The organism is Companilactobacillus futsaii JCM 17355 (assembly GCF_001435505.1).
GTDB lineage: Bacteria > Bacillota > Bacilli > Lactobacillales > Lactobacillaceae > Companilactobacillus > Companilactobacillus futsaii.
Window position 1 is genome coordinate 1 of sequence record NZ_AZDO01000011.1, and the last position, 19456, is coordinate 19456.

Annotated in this window: 18 protein-coding genes and 1 pseudogene; 2 read left to right on the forward strand and 17 right to left on the reverse strand. The window is 35.3% G+C overall.

Annotation, left to right across the window (positions count from 1 at the left end):
• Nucleotides 1-55: 55 nt before the first annotated feature.
• A pseudogene (gene tyrS / locus FC88_RS01155) lies at nt 56-478 on the reverse strand (tyrosine--tRNA ligase); the annotation flags it as partial.
• 335 nt (nt 479-813) lie between these two features.
• Here tyrS and FC88_RS01160 point away from each other — a divergent pair.
• Nucleotides 814-1389 carry a histidine phosphatase family protein gene (locus FC88_RS01160; protein WP_057812167.1) on the forward strand — a complete coding sequence of 192 codons (576 nt, stop codon included), beginning with the start codon at nt 814-816 and terminating at the stop codon, nt 1387-1389.
• Nucleotides 1390-1420: 31 nt separating this feature from the next.
• Here FC88_RS01160 and yihA read toward each other — a convergent pair whose 3' ends face one another.
• From yihA to rpsO, 7 genes are all read right to left on the reverse strand, one after another.
• Nucleotides 1421-2002: a ribosome biogenesis GTP-binding protein YihA/YsxC gene (gene yihA / locus FC88_RS01165; protein ID WP_057811981.1), complete on the reverse strand. Its 582-nt coding sequence runs from the start codon at nt 2000-2002 to the stop codon at nt 1421-1423.
• Nucleotides 2003-2055: 53 nt separating this feature from the next.
• A complete protein-coding gene (clpX, locus tag FC88_RS01170; protein ID WP_057811982.1) occupies nt 2056-3303 on the reverse strand; it encodes an ATP-dependent Clp protease ATP-binding subunit ClpX in 1248 nt (415 codons plus the stop codon).
• A 137-nt stretch (nt 3304-3440) separates the two neighbouring features.
• Nucleotides 3441-4727: a trigger factor gene (gene tig, locus FC88_RS01175; protein WP_057811983.1), complete on the reverse strand. Its 1287-nt coding sequence runs from the start codon at nt 4725-4727 to the stop codon at nt 3441-3443.
• 203 nt (nt 4728-4930) lie between these two features.
• Nucleotides 4931-6121 carry an elongation factor Tu gene (tuf, locus tag FC88_RS01180; RefSeq protein ID WP_057811984.1) on the reverse strand — a complete coding sequence of 397 codons (1191 nt, stop codon included), beginning with the start codon at nt 6119-6121 and terminating at the stop codon, nt 4931-4933.
• Between the two features lie 205 nt (nt 6122-6326).
• A complete protein-coding gene (locus FC88_RS01185; protein ID WP_057811985.1) occupies nt 6327-7274 on the reverse strand; it encodes a tetratricopeptide repeat protein in 948 nt (315 codons plus the stop codon).
• Between the two features lie 36 nt (nt 7275-7310).
• Entirely contained in the window at nt 7311-9020 is a 1710-nt protein-coding gene (locus tag FC88_RS01190) for a ribonuclease J (RefSeq protein ID WP_057811986.1), read from the reverse strand.
• Between the two features lie 172 nt (nt 9021-9192).
• Nucleotides 9193-9462: a 30S ribosomal protein S15 gene (gene rpsO, locus FC88_RS01195; RefSeq protein ID WP_057811987.1), complete on the reverse strand. Its 270-nt coding sequence runs from the start codon at nt 9460-9462 to the stop codon at nt 9193-9195.
• 215 nt (nt 9463-9677) lie between these two features.
• On the opposite strand from rpsO, the gene rpsT reads away from it, so the two are divergent.
• Nucleotides 9678-9926, forward strand: a complete 249-nt coding sequence (rpsT, locus tag FC88_RS01200; RefSeq protein WP_010020066.1) for a 30S ribosomal protein S20 — start codon at nt 9678-9680, stop codon at nt 9924-9926.
• A 74-nt stretch (nt 9927-10000) separates the two neighbouring features.
• On the opposite strand, the gene holA is transcribed toward rpsT, so the two are convergent.
• The 9 genes from holA to typA form a co-directional block, all read right to left on the reverse strand.
• A complete protein-coding gene (gene holA / locus FC88_RS01205) occupies nt 10001-11014 on the reverse strand; it encodes a DNA polymerase III subunit delta (RefSeq protein WP_057811988.1) in 1014 nt (337 codons plus the stop codon).
• The gene (locus tag FC88_RS01210) at nt 10989-13190 is read right to left on the reverse strand and encodes a DNA internalization-related competence protein ComEC/Rec2 (RefSeq protein ID WP_162256517.1); all 2202 of its coding nucleotides are present in this window, start codon (nt 13188-13190) and stop codon (nt 10989-10991) included. Before FC88_RS01210 ends, holA begins: the two co-directional genes overlap by 26 nt.
• Nucleotides 13191-13238: 48 nt before the next feature.
• Nucleotides 13239-13838 (reverse strand): helix-hairpin-helix domain-containing protein, encoded by a 600-nt coding sequence (locus FC88_RS01215; RefSeq protein WP_057811990.1) that lies wholly within the window; start codon nt 13836-13838, stop codon nt 13239-13241.
• 38 nt (nt 13839-13876) lie between these two features.
• Nucleotides 13877-14932, reverse strand: coding sequence for a SepM family pheromone-processing serine protease (locus tag FC88_RS01220; protein ID WP_057811991.1), 1056 nt, complete (start codon nt 14930-14932; stop codon nt 13877-13879).
• Nucleotides 14933-14938: 6 nt separating this feature from the next.
• A complete protein-coding gene (coaD, locus tag FC88_RS01225; RefSeq protein ID WP_057811992.1) occupies nt 14939-15430 on the reverse strand; it encodes a pantetheine-phosphate adenylyltransferase in 492 nt (163 codons plus the stop codon).
• 2 nt (nt 15431-15432) lie between these two features.
• On the reverse strand, nt 15433-15981 hold the full coding sequence (gene rsmD / locus FC88_RS01230; protein ID WP_057811993.1) for a 16S rRNA (guanine(966)-N(2))-methyltransferase RsmD: 549 nt from the start codon (nt 15979-15981) through the stop codon (nt 15433-15435).
• Complete coding sequence (locus tag FC88_RS01235; RefSeq protein WP_229239866.1) at nt 15981-16244, reverse strand: DUF2129 domain-containing protein; 264 nt, start codon at nt 16242-16244, stop codon at nt 15981-15983. The genes rsmD and FC88_RS01235 overlap by 1 nt, the downstream gene beginning before the upstream one ends.
• A 4-nt stretch (nt 16245-16248) precedes the next feature.
• Entirely contained in the window at nt 16249-17427 is a 1179-nt protein-coding gene (locus tag FC88_RS01240; protein ID WP_057811995.1) for an FtsW/RodA/SpoVE family cell cycle protein, read from the reverse strand.
• 134 nt (nt 17428-17561) lie between these two features.
• Nucleotides 17562-19400: a translational GTPase TypA gene (typA, locus tag FC88_RS01245; protein ID WP_229239867.1), complete on the reverse strand. Its 1839-nt coding sequence runs from the start codon at nt 19398-19400 to the stop codon at nt 17562-17564.
• Between the last annotated feature and the right edge of the window lie 56 nt (nt 19401-19456).

The window sequence follows — 19456 nt, forward strand, 5'->3', positions numbered from 1 at the left end:
ATCTTAACTTTTCTTTATTTTTCCAAAGTGGCTAACTTGTTCTTGCAATTTGCGTTGTATTAACGTTGAACAATTTACCGTAATCACGCAAGAAGTCCAAAATTCCGATTTGATGAGTCCAGTCGTAGTTGTTGACCATAGTAAAGTTACTGAAAATTTTATTAGCTTGGTTACTCAAAGCTTCCACATTGTGGTTAACTTGGTCCATTGTTTGCATAGGACGTTCAGCTTTTTTACCACTTGGATCACCAATTGAACCAGTAGCACCACCGATAACGATATAAGGATGATGACCTGCTTTAGCAAATCTTTCCAAAGTCATGAATGGTAACAAGTGACCGATGTGCATTGAATCTCCTGTTGGATCCATACCACAGTATAGTGAAATAGCTTTTTGGTCAACTAATTTTCTCAATCCTTCTTCATCAGATTGTTGATTGATCAAACCACGCCATGATAATTCATCAATAATGTTCATAAATCTTCCTCCTGTATTTGTCCAAGCCAAGAAATAAAAAAAAGCGCCTCTGCAGTAATTGCAGGGACGCTTTACGCGCGGTACCACCCAAATTCAAGTAATCATACTTGCACTTTATTCCATCAACTGGACGTGAGTTTTGATTTTGTATTTCGTGATTTATCCTGTTTGACTCACACCGACCGTCAATTCTCTGAACTCTGAAACAAATCACTAATTATCTTAAAATCAAAATCTTATTATAAGTAAGATGATACACAGAGCCCTAATTTTTTTCAAGGTCTTTTTAGAAGTTATTGTATAATGTAAGTGTTTTCTAAGAGGGAGAAATGCAAATGAAAAAAACACTTTATATCATGCGACATGGCGAGACTCTATTCAACATTCAAAAAAAGATCCAAGGTTGGTGCGATTCACCTTTGACTCAAAGAGGCATTGAACAAGCAAAAACTGCCGGCCAATACTTCAAAGATAATAAAATCCAATTTGACGCTGCTTATTGCTCGACTGCTGAACGTGCTAGCGATACGTTGGAACTTGTGACTGACATGCCCTATAAACGTTTAAAGGGCTTAAGAGAGCTATCCTTTGGCGTCTTCGAAGGTGAGCACGAATATTTACATCCTAAAATGGATCCTAAAAAGCATTTTGGCGACTATTACGTCCAATTTGGTGGCGAAGATAATCAAGCTGCACAAAAACGGGTCGTCACTACCCTACAAAACATCATGAATCAAGATAATCAAACAGTCCTAGTAGTTAGTCACGGTGGAGCTATGATGATGTTTTCTGATCTTTGGACTGATATCCAAAAAATTATCCAAAGTGGTTTCACAAACTGTAGCATTCTTAAATTTACTTTTGAAAATAACCAATTTCATTTTGAAAAAATTATCAACTTTCCACAATAAAAAAATCGACTGTAGTAGTCGATTTTTTTTATTACATATGATTTTCGATCCAAGCCCAAACTTCATCCTTACCAGCTTTAGTTTCTGAACTGAATAACTGTAAGTCATCAGTTTGATTGATAGCCATTGTCTTTTTAACTTGGCTAACTGTTTTATTCCATTGATTACGTTTAACCTTATCCATCTTCGTAGCCACGATCAAGGTTGGAATATGATAATAACTGACAAATTGATACATCGAAACATCATCATCACTTGGACTACGACGACCGTCGACTAAAATAACTACCCCTTTTAATACCTTTCTCGTAGTCAAATATTCTTCAATCATCACACCGAATTCTTCACGTTGTTTCTTCGATACTTTTGCGAAACCATATCCAGGAACATCAACTAAATATAACTGATCTTCAATATTGTAGAAATTAAGTGTTTGTGTTTTACCAGGCGTACTAGACGTTCTCGCAAAGCTTTTACGATTGATCAACGTATTAATCAAAGAAGATTTACCGACGTTAGAACGGCCTAGAAGAGCAATTTCAGGGTATCCTTCATCGGGATATTGCTTGGAACTAACAGCACTCAAATTCATCGAAACATTATTTACTTGCATAATTCACCTCAATCTCATAATTTTACCATATTAATACAAAAAAAGGCTGCCCATTAGGCAACCTCTCCATTTTTCAAAATAACTTCTGGTTCTTTAATCTTTCTAACAGCATCTTTTGTAACTTTAACTGTTTCAATGTCATCACGACCAGGAATATCAAACATCGTATCGAGCATCGTTTCTTCAAGAATCGATCTCAAACCACGAGCTCCGGTATTTCTTTCAATTGACATCTTCGCAATTTCTTTTAGAGCATCATCTGTAAAGACTAAGTCAACGCCATCAAGTCCAAGAAGCTCCTTATATTGCTTTACAAGAGCATTCTTAGGCTTAGTTAGAATTTCAACCAAATCACTTTCCGTCAACTTATCTAGTGCAGTTACGATTGGAATACGACCGATAAATTCAGGAATGATACCAAATTTCATCAAGTCTTCTGGAATGATTTGTTTCATCAAGTTCTTTTCTTCAGCGACACTAGCCTTTTGTTCAGCACCAAAACCGATCGTCTTATCGCCTAAACGATTCTTAACGATTTGTTCAATACCATCAAAAGCACCACCGACGATAAAGAGAATGTTAGTTGTGTCGATTTGAATAAGTTCTTGTTGAGGATGCTTTCTTCCACCTTGTGGTGGCACACTAGCAATTGTTCCTTCAAGAATCTTCAAAAGAGCTTGTTGGACACCCTCACCAGATACGTCACGTGTAATTGAGACATTTTCACTCTTCTTAGCGATTTTGTCAATTTCATCAATATATACGATACCGTGTTCTGCTTTGTCCACATCAAAATCAGCATTTTGAAGTAACTTAAGCAAAATATTTTCAACATCTTCACCGACGTAACCAGCTTCAGTAAGCGTAGTAGCATCAGCAATAGCAAATGGAACCTTCAAAATACGAGCCAACGTTTGAGCTAAGAAAGTCTTACCTGAACCAGTAGGTCCGATTAAGGCAATATTACTCTTTTGAAGCTCTGTTTCACCGTCTTTAAGGTGTTCCATTTTATTAATTCTCTTATAGTGATTATAAACAGCGACTGACAAAGCACGTTTGGCAGATTTTTGTCCAATCACATATTCGTCCAAGATTTTCTTAATTTCTACAGGTGTAGGAATGTTATCTAAATCAAGTGGTGTAGCTTCGTTTAATTCTTCATCGATAATCTCTTTGCATAAATCAATACATTCATTACAAATATAGACACCGGGACCAGCAACGATTTTTTTTACTTGATCTTGTGTTTTACCACAAAATGAACAGCTAATCGTGCCAGTATTTTCTGTACTATCAAACATAGTTATTCTCCTTCAATAGTTCCAATACTTTGAAAGTCTAGCATTGTAATAATTAAGAGTAAAGTAATTAGTTTCTAGGTCGTTCTTGATAAAAAAAGAAAGCCTTACGGCTTCCTTAAGTTTAACAGCTTTTAGCTTTATTTTTCAACAGCTGAGTCAACGATCAATTCAATTGCCTTCTTAGCAGCAATATCATGAGCTAACATATCATCTGAAAGTGCATTTCTAACTGCTTTTTCTTCCATCTTGTATTCGTCAGCCAATGACTTGATTTCAGCTTTGATTTCGTCTTCTGAAGGTTTGATATCTTCTTTAGCAACGATTGCTTCGATAACTAAGTCAGTCTTAACACGTTCTTCAGCATCTTTAGCAAATTGCTTCTTCAAATCGTCTTCTGATGTACCTGTCATTTGATAGTACAACTTAGGATCGATTCCTTGACGACGTAAGTTAGCTAAGTATTGGTTCAATTGATTTTCAACTTCTGTGTCGATCATTGCTTGAGGAATGTCATCGATCTTAGCGTTCTTTACAGCACCTGAGATGGCTTCTTCTTGAATGTTTTCTTCAGCAGTTTCTTTCTTTTGATCCTTGATTTCATCATGAATCTTAGTCTTCAATTCTTCAAGTGTGTCGACATCTTCGTCAACATCCTTAGCAAAATCATCGTCTAATTTTGGCAATTCTTTTGTCTTAACTTCGTGAATCTTTGTCTTGAAGATAGCTTTCTTACCAGCTAAATCTTTTGCTTGGTAGTCTTCTGGGAATGTAACGTTAACGTCAACATCTTCATCAGCTGAATGACCGATCAATTCGTCTTCGAATCCAGGAATGAATGTACCTGAACCAAGTTCTAATGAGTAGTTTTGAGCACTGCCACCTTCAAATTCTTCGCCATCAACAGTACCAACGTAGTCAATGTTTACTGTATCGCCTTTTTCAGCTTTACCGTCTTTAAGAACTAATTCAGCTTGTTGCTTTTGTAGTTCTTCTAGACGTTTTTCAACATCAGCCTTCATAACATTACGTTTTTGCTTCTTAACTTCGATACCTTTGTAGTCACCAAGTTCGACATCAGGCTTAACTGTGATTACAGCAGTAATAGCCCAAGGCTTGCCTTTTTCCATTGATTCAACGTTGATTTGTGGTTGATCAACTGGTTCTACTTTAGTTTCATCAACAGCATTTTGGTATGCATTTGGTAAAACAGCGTTTAAAGCATCTTCGTACAATGCTTCTTCACCATACATACGGTTGAAGATTTGACGAGGTACTCTACCTTTTCTGAAACCAGGTACATTTAAGCTCTTCTTAACACGGTTAAATGCAGTATCTAAACCTTGTTTGATTGTGTCTTGGTCAATTTCAAATTTCAATTCACCAGTATTGTTTTCTTTTTTTGTAAATTTAGCCTTAGCAGACATTTATATTATCCCTCCGGTATTTCAACGATCTCATACTTTGTAATATTACCCTAAATTAGTAATATTGTAAACATTCGTCGTCATTTCTAGGTAAATTTAGACATCATTTTTACATTATAAAATACTTTTTACCATTTTTGAATATTTAAGCATAAAAAAAAGAGCTGGATTAACCAACTCTTTTTAATCATTACTACTTAGAATTAGTCTAAGATTTCTGTAACAACTCCGGCACCAACAGTACGGCCACCTTCACGAACAGTAAATCTTGTACCTTCTTCAATAGCAACTGGAGCAATCAAGTCAACTTCGAAAGTAACTTGGTCACCAGGCATAACCATTTCTACACCATCTGGTAGTTCAATAACACCAGTAACATCAGTTGTATGGAAGTAGAATTGAGGACGATAGTTTGAGAAGAATGGAGTATGACGTCCACCTTCTTCTTTACTCATGATATAAACTTCACCCTTGAACTTGTTGTGAGTTTGGATTGAACCTGGTTTAGCAAGAACTTGTCCACGTTCGATTTCATCACGGTTAATACCACGTAGTAAGATACCAACGTTATCTCCGGCTTCACCAAGATCAAGAGTCTTACGGAACATTTCTAGTCCTGTAACAGTTGACTTTTCGATTTCTGGCTTCAAACCAATGATTTCAACTTCGTCACCGATCTTAACTTCACCACGATCGATACGACCAGATGCAACAGTACCACGACCTGTGATAGTGAAGACATCTTCAACAGGCATCATAAATGGTTTTGTATTATCACGTTCTGGTGTTGGGATGTATTCATCAACAACATCAAGAAGTTCTTCAACGTGTTTTACTTCTTCAGGGTCTCCTTCAAGAGCCTTCAAAGCTGAACCACGTACAACAGGAATGTCATCCCCTGGGAAATCGTATTCTGATAGAAGTTCACGAACTTCCATCTCAACTAGATCAACTAGTTCTGGGTCATCAACAAGGTCAGTCTTGTTCAAGAAGACAACGATGTATTCAACACCAACTTGACGAGCAAGCAAGATGTGTTCACGAGTTTGTGGCATAGGACCATCAGTAGCAGCAACAACAAGGATGGCACCATCCATTTGTGCAGCACCAGTGATCATATTCTTAACGTAATCAGCGTGTCCTGGAGCATCGATATGTGCATAGTGACGCTTTTCAGTTTCGTATTCAACGTGAGCAGTGTTGATTGTAATCCCACGTTCCTTTTCTTCTGGGGCCTTATCGATATCAGCGTAATCTTCAGCCTTAGCTAAACCTTTGTCAGCCAAAATCTTAGTGATTGCTGCTGTTAAAGTAGTCTTACCGTGGTCAACGTGACCAATTGTCCCAATATTTACATGGGGCTTTGTTCTCTCATAATGTTCTTTTTCTGCCATTACAAAGAATCCTCCTAAAATTTCATTTCATAAGATTGATCCAAAGAAAATGTTCTTTAGACGACTCTTTACTGAAAAATTATACTACTTTCAGAGGTGAAAGCAAATTAATTCAACGCAAATCACCGACTAAAAATATACTCTTTGGATTATACGGGGCGTAAGCAAAATTGTAAATACTCAAAGCGAAAAAAGTTCAAAAAATTCACTCTTGAAAGGCATCAATCAATTTATCGAACCTTTTCAACCAAGTTTTTACATTATCCAGCCCCTGATTATCACTCACTTGTGAATCATCCACTAAACCATACCTTAAAAGCATCGCCTTTGTCCAGAGTTCAGGGCTTTTAATTATTTCTTCCCCAAAAGGATAGACAAATGCAGCATAAAGTGACAATTCACCTTTAAAGTTTTCCAACTGAGTTTCATTTTTATCAGTCAATAATTTTTCTAGTTCGTCACACATTTTCAAATAGACATCAGTTGACATAATAGGCATTAACTTGCTTGGATTGCAAGTCTTATTTTCGCCATAAAAGGAAATATCGATATTTTCGTCGAGTCCAAGCTTCAATAAATTTTCCAAAGCTTCGCTTTTCAAAAGCGGGTGTAACAAGGGATTATCCAATAAAATTTTGGTATTTTCGACGTAATCTTCTTTCTTAAACTCTCGTAATTTGCGCAGTAATTGAATTTGCTCACTCGTTGATTCAGTCACGATCGATAACAAGCGCTTAGTTATTTGTTCCTTTTCTGGTTTAAAAGCACGTTCATGTCTGTCTTCAGCAATTTGAATCCTTTTAACGATTTCATCTAGAAAATCTTGCTTAATATTTGGCATTGGATTAGTAGCATAAAAATTCAATAATTGATTAGCTAACAAAAAATCATTATTTTCCAAAATAATGTCTAATGCCATTTGAGCTGTGTCTGGTTCGCTGAGGTAGTAATTAAAATAATCTAAAATAACTGCTTCAGCATCCCCAGGTCTTTTTTGATTCAATAAAGAAGCGGCCAACCCCTTATTGATATCAAACGTCTGCTGCATGGCATAGGCTTGCGTAAATAAGTCAGTTGACTCTTCCCAATCACCTTGATCAAAGGCATCTTGAGCTTGATCTAGGATTTTTTTTAGATTATCTGAGTTGCTCATAAAGTACCTCAACTATCTCTGAATAAATTACTTATTCTATTTTTTGGCTCTTGATTTAGATTTTCTATGTCTATTTTGGTTTACTTCCATGATCACTGGCAAAATAACAGGATGGCGGTTAGTTTGTTCATACAAGAAGTGATTTAGTTTGTCACGAACATTTTGTTTCAAATCTGACCAGTCAAAGTCTTTGCTTGTTTGCATGTAGTCAACGATCGTATTAACAATAATATCTGAACTTTCACTCAACAGATCACGACTAGCACGCATATAAACGAAGCCACGTGCGGTTATTTTAGGCTTAGCAACGACTTTCTTCTTTTTGCGGTCAATTGTAGCCACTGCAATAAAGACGCCGTCTTCGGCCAATAATTCACGATCACGGAGTACGATACTACCAATATCACCAATTCCAATACCATCGATCATCGTATCGCCAGCATCAACACCTTTTCCTTGATAAAATTGGCCATTTTCATAATTGAGAACGTCACCTTTTTTAGTTAGGAAAATATTTTGATAAGGAACACCCGTTTCATGAGCAATTCGAGCATGGGCATCCAATAGACGATATTCACCTTGAATAGGAATAACATTTTCAGGATTTAACAAATTGATCATTAATTGCAAATCAGATTTATTAGCGTGACCTGATGAATGCTTATCATCGCTTAAAGCTTTAACTTCTGCTCCTGTACGATAAACAGCATCACGAGCCTTAGCAACAGTTGTTTCCATAGCATGAGAAGGTGTTGTGGCAATAAAGACCAAATCTCCTTCTTCAACTTGGAATTTTGTTTTAGCAGCAGGATTAGCCATTTTGCGTAAAACTTTTATTGGTTCACCCATCTTACCGGTCTCAATAATAACGAGTTTATCCTTGTCGACATTCTTCAATTCTTTAGGCTTGACCAATAACTCTTTGTTCTTGATAGTTAGGTAATGCAATCTCATCGCTGTCTTCAAAATCTTTTCAGCGTCAGTTCCGGACAAAAAGACCCGTCTACCTGTTTTATCAGCCGCATCAAGAACTTGTTGCATTCTTTGAATGTTTGAAGCAACTTGAGCTACAATAATTCTTCCTGTGTGATAACTAAAAGTGTCAAAAATATATTCATAAATATCTTTTTCACTTGAGTTTTCGTAAGGTGATTCCGCATTGGCAGAGTCACTTAACAAAGCTAAAACGCGCTCACTGCCAATTTTAGCGATTCGACCATAATCTGTCTTATAAATTGGAGCAGCAGCTTGATCAAATTTGAAATCACCAGTATAAACGATTTGTCCTTCACTGGTTTTGATAACAATCCCTAATGAACCCGGAATCGAATGTGTTGTCTTGAAAAATGATACTGAAGCTTCGTTAAAATCGATAGCTGTGTTTTCATCAATAACATGAAAATCTGAAAATTTTCTACTACGACGGTCACTTGAACATACGATTTTAGCAAGTTCAATCGACATTTCTGAACCAAAGACTGGAATATCATACTCACTGATCAAGTATGGTAAAGCACCAATTGCATCAGCATGTCCATGTGACAAGAAGATTCCTACTACTTTATCAATGTTTTTCTTGATATAAGTCATGTCTGGAACCACAACATCAATTCCATAAAGATCATTATCAGGATATTGCAATCCAATATCTAAGATATAGATTTCATCATTTACTTCTACTGCGTACATATTTTTTCCATTTTCACGTACGCCACTTAACAAAATTATTTTAATTTTTTTATCCATTTTCATCTCTCATTTCATTAAAATAGCATAGATCATAATATTCTATTGTGATTTAAAGTCTTTTAAGACTATTTAAGCTATACCTGTTTTTTATTCTACCATATCAACAGTGGTTTAGAGAAAATAAGCAAAAAAAATAGGAGTTCCAAAATGGAAACTCCTAAAATAATTATTAACGACGTAGACCTAATGACTTGATCAATTCACGGTAACGTTGAACATCTTTATTACGTAAGTATGCTAACAAGTTACGACGGTGACCGATCTTCTTAAGTAGACCAACATATGAGTGGTGGTCCTTCTTGTTAACCTTCAAGTGGTCGTTAAGTGCATTGATATCATAAGTTAATACAGCAATTTGTACTTCTGGAGAACCTGTATCTCCATCCTTACGTGCATATTGCTTAATAATTTCGTTTTTCTTTTCTTTTGAAATAGCCATTTATTTCACCTTTTCCTTATAAATTTAGCCAAACTATGCTTGCGTTGGTGATTCGTCAAACAGAGCATGGTTAACACAACTAATAAATTTACTACAAAATTGACATTTTTGCAATAGCGAAAAAAAATACACAATTCGTTGCATTGCTAATGTGAATTATGTATAATTCTATGTATTGAGTTTTAAAGCTTACTAGGTAATCGGAGGTGAAATTAATGCCACAAATTAAATCAGCTATGAAACGTGTAAAGACTGCAGAAAGCGCAAACCTTCGCAATAATGCACAAAAGAGTTCAATGCGTTCAGCAATCAAGAACTTTGAAACATCAGCTGCCAAAAACGCTGACAACAAAGATGAATTGTTCAGAACAGCTGTCCGTGCTATTGACATGGCTAAGTCAAAAGGCCTAATCAAGGCTAACAAGGCTGCTCGTGATAAGTCAAGACTTGCAAAATTGAATTAATGATATAAGCAGCCAGAAGGGTTGCTTTTTTATTTTATCCAAAAAAGGGATCCAGAATTTATTCTGGGTCCCTTTTATGCATGCTTAGCGATGAACAGATCAAATAACAGTTCCTTATCCCCTTGTCCTGATTTAATTTGATAATCCAAATTCACACAATCAGAATACATTACTTGAAGTCGTTTGCGATTCAACGACTTAGCTTGGCGATAAGAATACTTAACTCGATAAGGATTCAAGCGCAAATTCTTAGCAATCGTTGCCTCTGAAAGTCCTTTTTCCGATAAAATTTGAATCTGAATCAACAATCTGAGTTGTGAAATGATGATTGCTATCAATAAAATTGGATCAATTTTTTGCAATAAGAACTGATTATACAATTCTTCAGCTTTATAAATGTTCTTATTGAGAATTTGAGTCGTTAAATCAAAGACATTATCTTCCAAAGATTGTGGAACCAATTCATTAACTGCCGTTTGATCAATTTTTTTAGTTTGTAAAGAATACAACTTTAATTTGTCTAACTGATTAGTTATTAAAGAATAATTGCCTTTAGTTTTATTGATCAACAATTCTAAAGCATTTTGTTCGATCTCATAGCCAGCTTTGTTCAAATCGGTTTTAATAGTCCGATTCAAAACAGGTCCTTCCATTTGCCCAGCATCAACTACTGTTGCCATTTTTTTGAGCTGTTTGGTAATCTTTTTTCTAGCATCCAATTTATCATACGATGCAAAAATAACTAGGATCGTCGATGGCGTTGGATCCTGAATGTATTTAATCAGCAAATCAACATTTTGTTCAATAACATTTTTTGCCCTTTCACCTGTTAAGAAATATGGATGTTGGGCGAAAACCAATCGTCGCTCGCCAAAGAATGGTGCCGAAATTGCTTCGTTGATCAAATCAGCAATCGATACTTCTTCCAAATCAAAATTAGAAAAATTCATTTCCCGTTCTTCAGTAGATATGATTTCTTTAAATGACTTTTGAATTTCTTTGATAAAAACTTGCTCTTTACCAGTAACCAAGTAAACATTACTTAAATTACCTTGTTTTAAATTATTTTTTAGTTCCGCTACCTTCAATCAAGTCACCCTTTAAAAATGTCGTTAATCTTTCCTCATTATTGAAGAAATTATAATACCAAGATATCATACCATATTCAGCTGTATTAAAATATTGAACATGATGGTTTTTCAATCGTGTTAAGGTTTCTTGATTCGGATGGCCATATCGATTATTAATCCCAGCAGAAATCAAACCAACACTTGGCTTGGTAATTTTTAATAAATTGTCACCCGTCGCAGTTTTAGAACCATGATGTCCCAATTTTAAATAATCAACCTTAAATCGATATTCTTTTAAGATTTTATTTTCTGAAGGAATATCTAAGTCTCCAGTAAACAGCCAATTTTTTTGCCTTATTTTAGTTAATAAAGTCAGTGAATCGCTGTTCTCACCCTTGCCACTTTTCTTAGGCCATAAAACGTGAAACTTCAATTGACCAACTGTCACTTCATCCCCTTGACGTAAATTTTTGAATTTTATTTGAGGATGATTTTTGATAGTGCGTTTAATTTTAGGATCATTTTCTAAACCAATTCCAAAATTGACCTCCCTAACGTCAAACTTTGTCAAAATTGTTTCTAGATTTCCAATGTGGTCAACATCTTTGTGAGTCAAGAACAACTTATCAATGTGACTGATTCCTTTTGACCTCAAAACAGGTAAAGTATTGAAATCAACTTGGTTGCCACTGTCGTGTTTCGCCCATGGCTTAGTGGGAAAATGGACCTTACCTGCCACATCGATCATTGCTACTTTTCTATTCAAAGGCGTGGTAATCAAAATGCTATCTCCTTGCCCAATATCAATCAAGTTGACTGAACCATTAAGTGGAAATTTATTCAATAAGATGCATCCCCAAAATACAACAGCGTAAGCCAATAAATAACGGTTCCAAAAATTACGGCTTTCTACATAAAAAAGAGTAATAATTACGAGCAATAACACTAATATGATTGGAAATTTACCAGTAATAAAAGTAAATTGTCCGTTTAAAGCTAAACTATCCAAAAATTGATACAAATGATCAAAAATTTGATTAACGAAGCTCCAAAACGACCAATGAATTGTAAAAGCAGAAATTAAGGTAATCGGCAAAATTATCGTCATAAATAATGGTACAAAAATAACATTTACGATAATAGTCAACCAATTAAACTGATATGTATAAAAGCAAATTAAAGGAAGACTGACCAAATTCATCTTAAATGTAGCGAAAAATAAACTTGTTCTTTCATATAAATATAAAATTGTAAAAGATAATAAGAAACTCAACTGTCCACCCATTTCAATCATAACGAATGGATAAATCAGTGTACAAATCAATAAAGTTAGACTAAATAAATCTAATTTACTGACTGATATTTTTAATTTCCTAAAAATTATTGCTAACATGGCTAAAATAATTGCTCTCCAAATACCACTTTTTGATCCTACTAATAACCCATAACATGGCAAAATCAATAAAAATACAAAATTCACCCAATCAACTGGAATTTTAAAAAAAGAGGTTATCTTTTTTACAAACGTTAAAATCACTAAAACATGCAATCCTGACAGACTGAACAAATGAATAATTCCCAAAATACTTAAAGTTTTAAGAAAATCCTTTTCTGAATTGGGAACATAGCCCACTAATAAGCTCTGTGCATGAATCTTTAACCATTTCGGCAATTGGGATAAATAATTGATTATATGTATTCGTAAAACATTTATTTTTTCTGATATAGTTTGTGGTTGTGTCACTTGCAAATGATCGATGCTCTTCAAATTCACTTGATAAAAAATGCCTTTATGCTGTTCATACTTTTTAAAATCAAATTCTCCCGGATTTCGTGGTCCCGATAAAGGCTGTTCTTCTGCTATTTTTACTCGAGCTACTGTTAATTCAGATAATTTTTTCCAAGTTTTTTGTTCGTTTTGGCTCTTAATTCGATAAATGAAACGTACATTCTGTTTAGCTTTAAGTTCTCCACTCAAAATATCACCGTTGACTGATATTTTATCAGGAGAAAAAACAGCTGTCTGAAAATTTTCTGCTTTTTGTTTTAAGATAAAACTCTGACATCGTATAACCGTGACTATCCCCAGTATGATCGTGATGATTAATACCAACGGCTTTTTCAAATAGGCTAATCTAATTAATAAAAGTATCGCTAAACTCCAAAACCACAAGGACTCAAAAATTGCAGCCACGACAATGCTGACCATAATAGCGGAAAAAATAAAGTAATTCTTCATAAGCTAGACAGTTAATTGATCTTTTAAAGAATCCAGACTCTTCTCGCCAATTCCAGACACTTTCGTCAGATCATGCAAACTTTTAAAGTTACCATTCTTTTCTCGAAAAGCAATAATCTTTTCAGCCTTCTTAGGCCCAATTCCAGTTACATTTTTGAAATCTTCGGCTTTAGCATTATTAATATTTACTTTTTCACCAGTAGCCGATGTACTAGTTGAAACATTACTACTAGACCCAATAACTGGTACATAAACTTGCATCTGATCAGAAACTCGCTTGGCTTGATTGATCTGTTTAGTATCAGCATTATCCGCTAAACCTCCTGCTAATTGAATTGCCGTTTGAACTAATGAATTTTCTTTAAGTTGATATACACCAGGTTTTTTGACCGCACCTTGAATATCAACTGCCACTAATTTATTTTTAGGAGCTGAATTTTCTTTTTCAGGAACTCGCTTGGGAACTTTAATTTCCGTTTTGAGATCATTTTTAGTTACTGGAGCTCTATTGACCCACCAATAGCTTCCTATTCCTACTATCAAAATACTCACAACAATGACTATGATTTTATTACGCTTAATATAGTCCAAGAATTCATTCATTTTTATCACCTCAAAAAAATTACGAAAAAAAACAGCCCTTATTTGGACTGTTTAGTTTTTTCAAGATAATTAATTGCATCGTTCAAATTTTTCACTGGAACGATCTTCATCTTGGTATGAATTTTTTTAGCGGCACGTAAAGCTAGGTGGTAGTTGTTAACGTAGCCTGGTTCATATTTTTTGATCAATTTAGTAACTGGATCATCGGGAGCAAAGAAGATCGTTGCCCCTTGTTGTGATGCAGCATAAACTTTTTTCTCAATTCCACCGATTGGACCAACTGTTCCGTCAGGAGAAATAGTTCCGGTCCCAGCAATCGTACGCCCAGCTTTGAGATTTTTATTCGCAATTTGTGAATAAACTTGTAAAGTAAACATCAATCCGGCCGATGGACCGCCAATACTACCGGCATCAATTTTTGTGGTAGGGGTCCCTTTTGCTTCAGTATTATCGGTTAAAGTAATGCCCAAACCAAAGCGTTTTGTATCCGCTAGTTTGACTAATTTACCACTGGCAGTTTTTTCCTTGCCATCACGAGTAAATTTAATTTTTACTGTGGATTTTTTGTTCTGCTTTTTAACATATTTGATAAATTGATCAGCGTCATTGAAGTGGTAGCCGTTGATTGAGGTAATTGTATCGCCAATTGCCAATTTATTTTTAAAATCAGAATTATCCATTACATCCATGACGTAAACGCCCAAATACTTTTTCGTAAAAGGCTTGTTAGCTTTAGAATACGCAGCTTGAATAGCATTATTCGTAGCTGATTTCATGTAATACTGTTGGACTCGCATGTATTCATCATTTGTCTCATCACCCATCAATTCTTGTTGTGAATAGATGGTTTCAAAATTATTGCCAACCGACTTCAAGAGCGTAAACGGTGTTCCATTAACGATACCAACTGTGGTCAACAATAAATTACCCTTTTTTGGATCATGTTTACCGGCAACTTTGACAAACTGTGAAGTATCTTCAGCTGATCCTGGTACTTCCAAATAATATTTCGTTGGGTAGAAGAAAAATGCTACCACAACTATAAAAATAAAAATTGCACCAAAAACTTTATTTCTAGTTTTGTTGAACTTCAAAATGAATTATTCCTTCCTCAACTTCTTTATCAATGCTTTAGCAACAGCCGGAGGAACAAATTCAGAAATATCGCCACCAAATTTTGCTACCTCTTTCATCATTGATGATGATATCGTAGCATATTTGCCATTTGCTAGCAGGAATATCGTTTCAATATTTTTATCCAAAACTTTATTGATTGAAGCGACACCTGATTCATAACCAAAGTCATCTGGATTACGCATAGAGCGTACTAGAAATTGTGCCCCCAGATCTTTGGCTAACTTAGTAGATAGCTCACCTTTACCATCAAAAACTTCAACATTATCTAAATCTGTAATTTCTGCTTCAATAAAAGCTTTCTTTTCTTGATAAGTAAATAAATAATTTTTTGAAGTATTAGTCATCGGTACAACATACAATTTGTCAAATAGTTTAGCTGATCGACGAATAATATCCAAATGACCATTGGTAATTGGATCAAAACTTCCCGCATAAAGTCCAATTCTTTCAGACATTTTTAACCCCCAAATCGATATATTGCCACTTTGGTATCTTTATATCTTTTTTCTTTGATCAATTCAATCTGTTCTAAGTCTAGTTCAATATCGTAATCTGTTTCGTCGACAATAACTGCCCCATCATTTAACAAATTATTATCAACTAAATCAGAAATAATCTGTTCAGTGATCTTCATTCGATACGGAGGATCTAAGAAAACCAGATCAAATTTAACTTGTTCACCTTCAAATTTTTTCAAGGCTTCAGTTGCACTAGCTTTAATAATTACAAAACTGTCTTCTTCACGAGTTTTTTCAACATTTTCTTTGATCGTATTGATAGCCTTGTAAGCTTTATCAACTAAATAAGCCTTCTTATAACCTCTAGAAACAGCCTCAATACCTAAGCTTCCTGTTCCAGCAAATAAATCTAATGTATTTCCATCAATCATATAAGGCGACAACATGCTAAAAACAGCCTCTTTAACTTTGGCTGAAGTTGGGCGAGTGTTATTAGTCGGAACAGATTTTAAATTGAGTCCTCGAAATTTACCTGAAACTACTTTCATTAATCTTCCTCTTCAGTATTCTTAGATTTTAAGACAAAATGTTCATCTAATTCTTTTCGATGAGCCAATGCTACACGTTTAACATAATTTTTAGAAATCAATTCTTTTCTGACTTCTGAAATCTTTTCAGAATTAACATACAACATAACATATTTCATCTTGGGAGAAGTGTAATAAATTGTTCCGTAACGTTGCAATTTTTTTCTCCACTTTAGTGAGTAGACCCAGACATACAGCGCCTGGCGTTCCACTTTTTTGTACATAAAATCACCTTTTTTTCATTTTTTCAAACTTAGTTGTTGCTTCAAGATTCAAGACGATTCCCAAAGCAATTGATAAAATCAATAAACTTGAACCACCATAACTAATAAATGGCAAAGTAACCCCCGTCAGAGGAATCACCCCCAACAATCCACCAACATTTAAAATAATTTGAGCCAAAATCATCGTTGCTACACCGTAGTAAACTAGTGAATTGTAAGTTTTCTTAGAACGAAATCCTAAAGAAATCATTCTTAAGATAATAATCAACAATAGTCCTAGAATAAAGATCACACCGACTAAACCTAATTCTTCACTGATAATTGACAAAATAAAATCAGTATGTGGTTCTGGCAGATAACCACGTTTTTGAATACTATTTCCTAAGCCTGTTCCAAAAACTCCACCATTACTAATTGCATAAAAAGAATTAACCAACTGTGCTCCAGATTTTTGTTCCAATTGAAATGGATGCTGCATGGCTAAAAAACGTTGGTATGCATAATTAGTCTTCACAAAATTAGGTGGAAACTTAGTAATCATAACAACTACACTGACAAATACCGTTAATAAGAAAGCACTTAATTCAGCTATTAGCTTCCCCGGAATAGTCGATGAGGCCAACAAAACTAACGTTATCATCGATAAAATCAATGCTCCACCAATATCTGGTTGAACAAGTACCATAATAATGATTGAAGCCACAATTATCATTGGTTGTAAGACTTCACGAAAAACTTCTTTCCACCCTTGCTTTCTGAGCAAACGATTTTGTTTATTCGTCAATACTAAAGCTAAAAACATGATCAAGAATAATTTAGCAAATTCCAACGGTTGAAAATTAAATACCTTCAAACTGATCCAAGCCGAGGCCCCATTAACACGACTACTAGGATCAATCCAAGCACGACCTAACAAATAAAACAGCGAACCAACTGTAATTAACATTGCCATACTCAAAATTCGTTGACTCTTTAAGATACGCTCTTTCAGCATAAAAGTTACATAACATAGAAAAATCCCCAACACCGCGTAGATGGCCTGCTTAATCAAATATTGATTAGTGCTACCTCCAGCCATTAAAGAATTATAAAAACTGGCTGAATACACCATCACGATGCCTATACCCAATAACAGAATATATGGAATCACGATCCATAAGTCTATTTTCTTTAATTTTTTCACATTTTAACTCCTAAAATCTGATATAACGATTATACCACCAAACAAATGGATAAAAAAACTCCCTCTAAGTAGACAAAAAAATCAAAACAAAAAGGGCTGAAGACTATTGTCCTCAACCCTTAAATAATCAATTATTAGTTATTTTTCTTTTGTTTGTCAAACTTTTTACGTTCGTTTGTATTCAAGATCTTCTTACGTAATCTAACACTCTTAGGTGTTACTTCACAAAGTTCGTCTTCATTTAGGAATTCGATTGATTGTTCAAGTGACATATCCTTAGGTGTCTTGATTGCAGCAGCGTGATCTTTACCAGAAGCACGAGTATTTGTAAGGTTTTTACCTTTCGTAACAGTAACAGCGATATCTTGATCACGGCTACTTTCACCAACAATCATACCTTCGTAGACATCAACACCAGCACCGATGAACAATGTACCACGATCTTCAACTGATTGTAGTGAATATGTAGTTGATGGACCCTGGTTGATTGAAACCAAAGCACCAGTTCTTCTACCTGGGTTCCAGTTCTTAACAACTGGCTTGTATTCTGAGAATGTGTGGTTCAAGATACCGTAACCACCAGTCATTGACAAGAATTCTGTTGAATAACCAATCAAACCACGTGAAGGTGCAGAGAAAATAAGTTTTGTTTGACCATTTCCCGTACTTTCCATGTTTTCCATGTCACCTTTTCTTTGAGCCATTGAATCGATAACTGAACCAACGTATTCGTCAGGAGTATCAATTGTAACCTCTTCGAAAGGTTCACATTTTTGATTGTCGATAGTCTTGTAAATAACTTCTGGACGTGAAAGTTGCAATTCGAAACCTTCACGACGCATTTCTTCAACAAGAATTGACAAGTGAAGTTCACCACGACCTGAAACCATCCAAGCACCAGCTTGGTCAGTGTCTTCAACCTTCAATGAAACATCAGTGTGCAATTGTTTCTTCAAACGGTCTTCAATCTTTCTAGCAGTAACTTCTGTACCTTCACGGCCAGCAAATGGTGAATTATTTTGTAAGAACATCATCTTCAATGTTGGTTCATCAATACGTAGCAATGGAAGTGCTTCTTGATGGTCAACTGGTGTAACAGTTTCACCAACGAAAATATCTTCCATACCAGAAACGGCAATCAAGTCTCCGGCCTTAGCTTCATTGATTTCAACACGATTCAAGCCCATGAAACCAAACAACTTAGTTACACGGAAATTCTTTGTAGAACCGTCAAGTTTCATAACAGTAACACTGTCACCAACCTTGATCTTTCCGCGGAAGATACGTCCAATACCAATACGACCAACATAATCGTTGTAGTCTAGTAAGGCAACTTGGAATTGTAATGGTTCATCTGAGTTGTCGATTGGTGCCGGAATTGTCTTCAAAATTGTATCAAACAATGGGTTCATTGTATGTTCTTGGTCAGCTGGGTCATCTGAATAACTTGATGTACCGTTGATAGCTGAAGCATAAATAACAGGGAAATCAAGTTGTGAATCGTCAGCACCTAATTCGATAAATAGCTCAAGTACTTCGTCGACAACTTCTGCAGGACGAGCACCTGGTCTATCAATTTTGTTAATAACAACGATTGGTGTTAAGTGTTGTTCCAAAGCTTTCTTCAAAACAAAACGTGTTTGAGGCATTGTACCTTCATAAGCATCAACAACTAGCAATACACCATCAACCATCTTCATGATACGTTCAACTTCACCACCGAAGTCCGCGTGTCCTGGTGTATCCAAGATATTGATCTTTTTACCTTGGTAATCAACAGCCGTATTTTTTGAAAGGATTGTGATACCACGTTCTCTTTCAATAGCATTTGAGTCAAGCGCACGGTCCTGGATTTCGTAGTGCTTTCCTAGTGTGTCTGATTGTTTTAGCATTTCGTTAACTAATGTAGTTTTACCGTGGTCAACGTGAGCGATAATCGCAATGTTTCTAATATCTTCTCTTCTCTTAGTCAAATTAGTTCTTCCTTCCATAAATACGTGTTTAGATTACTTGCAATAAAAAAACTGTG

What these genes read in the sequence shown, in the direction of transcription:
- tuf (WP_057811984.1), bottom strand. Translation starts at nt 6,121, where the DNA reads ATGGCAGAAAAAGAACATTATGAGAGAACAAAGCCCCATGTAAATATT.
- rsmD (WP_057811993.1), bottom strand. Translation starts at nt 15,981, where the DNA reads ATGAAAGTAGTTTCAGGTAAATTTCGAGGACTCAATTTAAAATCTGTT.
- FC88_RS01160 (WP_057812167.1), top strand. Translation starts at nt 814, where the DNA reads ATGAAAAAAACACTTTATATCATGCGACATGGCGAGACTCTATTCAAC.
- tig (WP_057811983.1), bottom strand. Translation starts at nt 4,727, where the DNA reads ATGTCTGCTAAGGCTAAATTTACAAAAAAAGAAAACAATACTGGTGAA.
- clpX (WP_057811982.1), bottom strand. Translation starts at nt 3,303, where the DNA reads ATGTTTGATAGTACAGAAAATACTGGCACGATTAGCTGTTCATTTTGT.
- yihA (WP_057811981.1), bottom strand. Translation starts at nt 2,002, where the DNA reads ATGCAAGTAAATAATGTTTCGATGAATTTGAGTGCTGTTAGTTCCAAG.
- rpsT (WP_010020066.1), top strand. Translation starts at nt 9,678, where the DNA reads ATGCCACAAATTAAATCAGCTATGAAACGTGTAAAGACTGCAGAAAGC.
- coaD (WP_057811992.1), bottom strand. Translation starts at nt 15,430, where the DNA reads ATGTCTGAAAGAATTGGACTTTATGCGGGAAGTTTTGATCCAATTACC.
- FC88_RS01215 (WP_057811990.1), bottom strand. Translation starts at nt 13,838, where the DNA reads ATGAATGAATTCTTGGACTATATTAAGCGTAATAAAATCATAGTCATT.
- rpsO (WP_057811987.1), bottom strand. Translation starts at nt 9,462, where the DNA reads ATGGCTATTTCAAAAGAAAAGAAAAACGAAATTATTAAGCAATATGCA.
- FC88_RS01235 (WP_229239866.1), bottom strand. Translation starts at nt 16,244, where the DNA reads ATGTACAAAAAAGTGGAACGCCAGGCGCTGTATGTCTGGGTCTACTCA.
- FC88_RS01190 (WP_057811986.1), bottom strand. Translation starts at nt 9,020, where the DNA reads ATGGATAAAAAAATTAAAATAATTTTGTTAAGTGGCGTACGTGAAAAT.
- FC88_RS01185 (WP_057811985.1), bottom strand. Translation starts at nt 7,274, where the DNA reads ATGAGCAACTCAGATAATCTAAAAAAAATCCTAGATCAAGCTCAAGAT.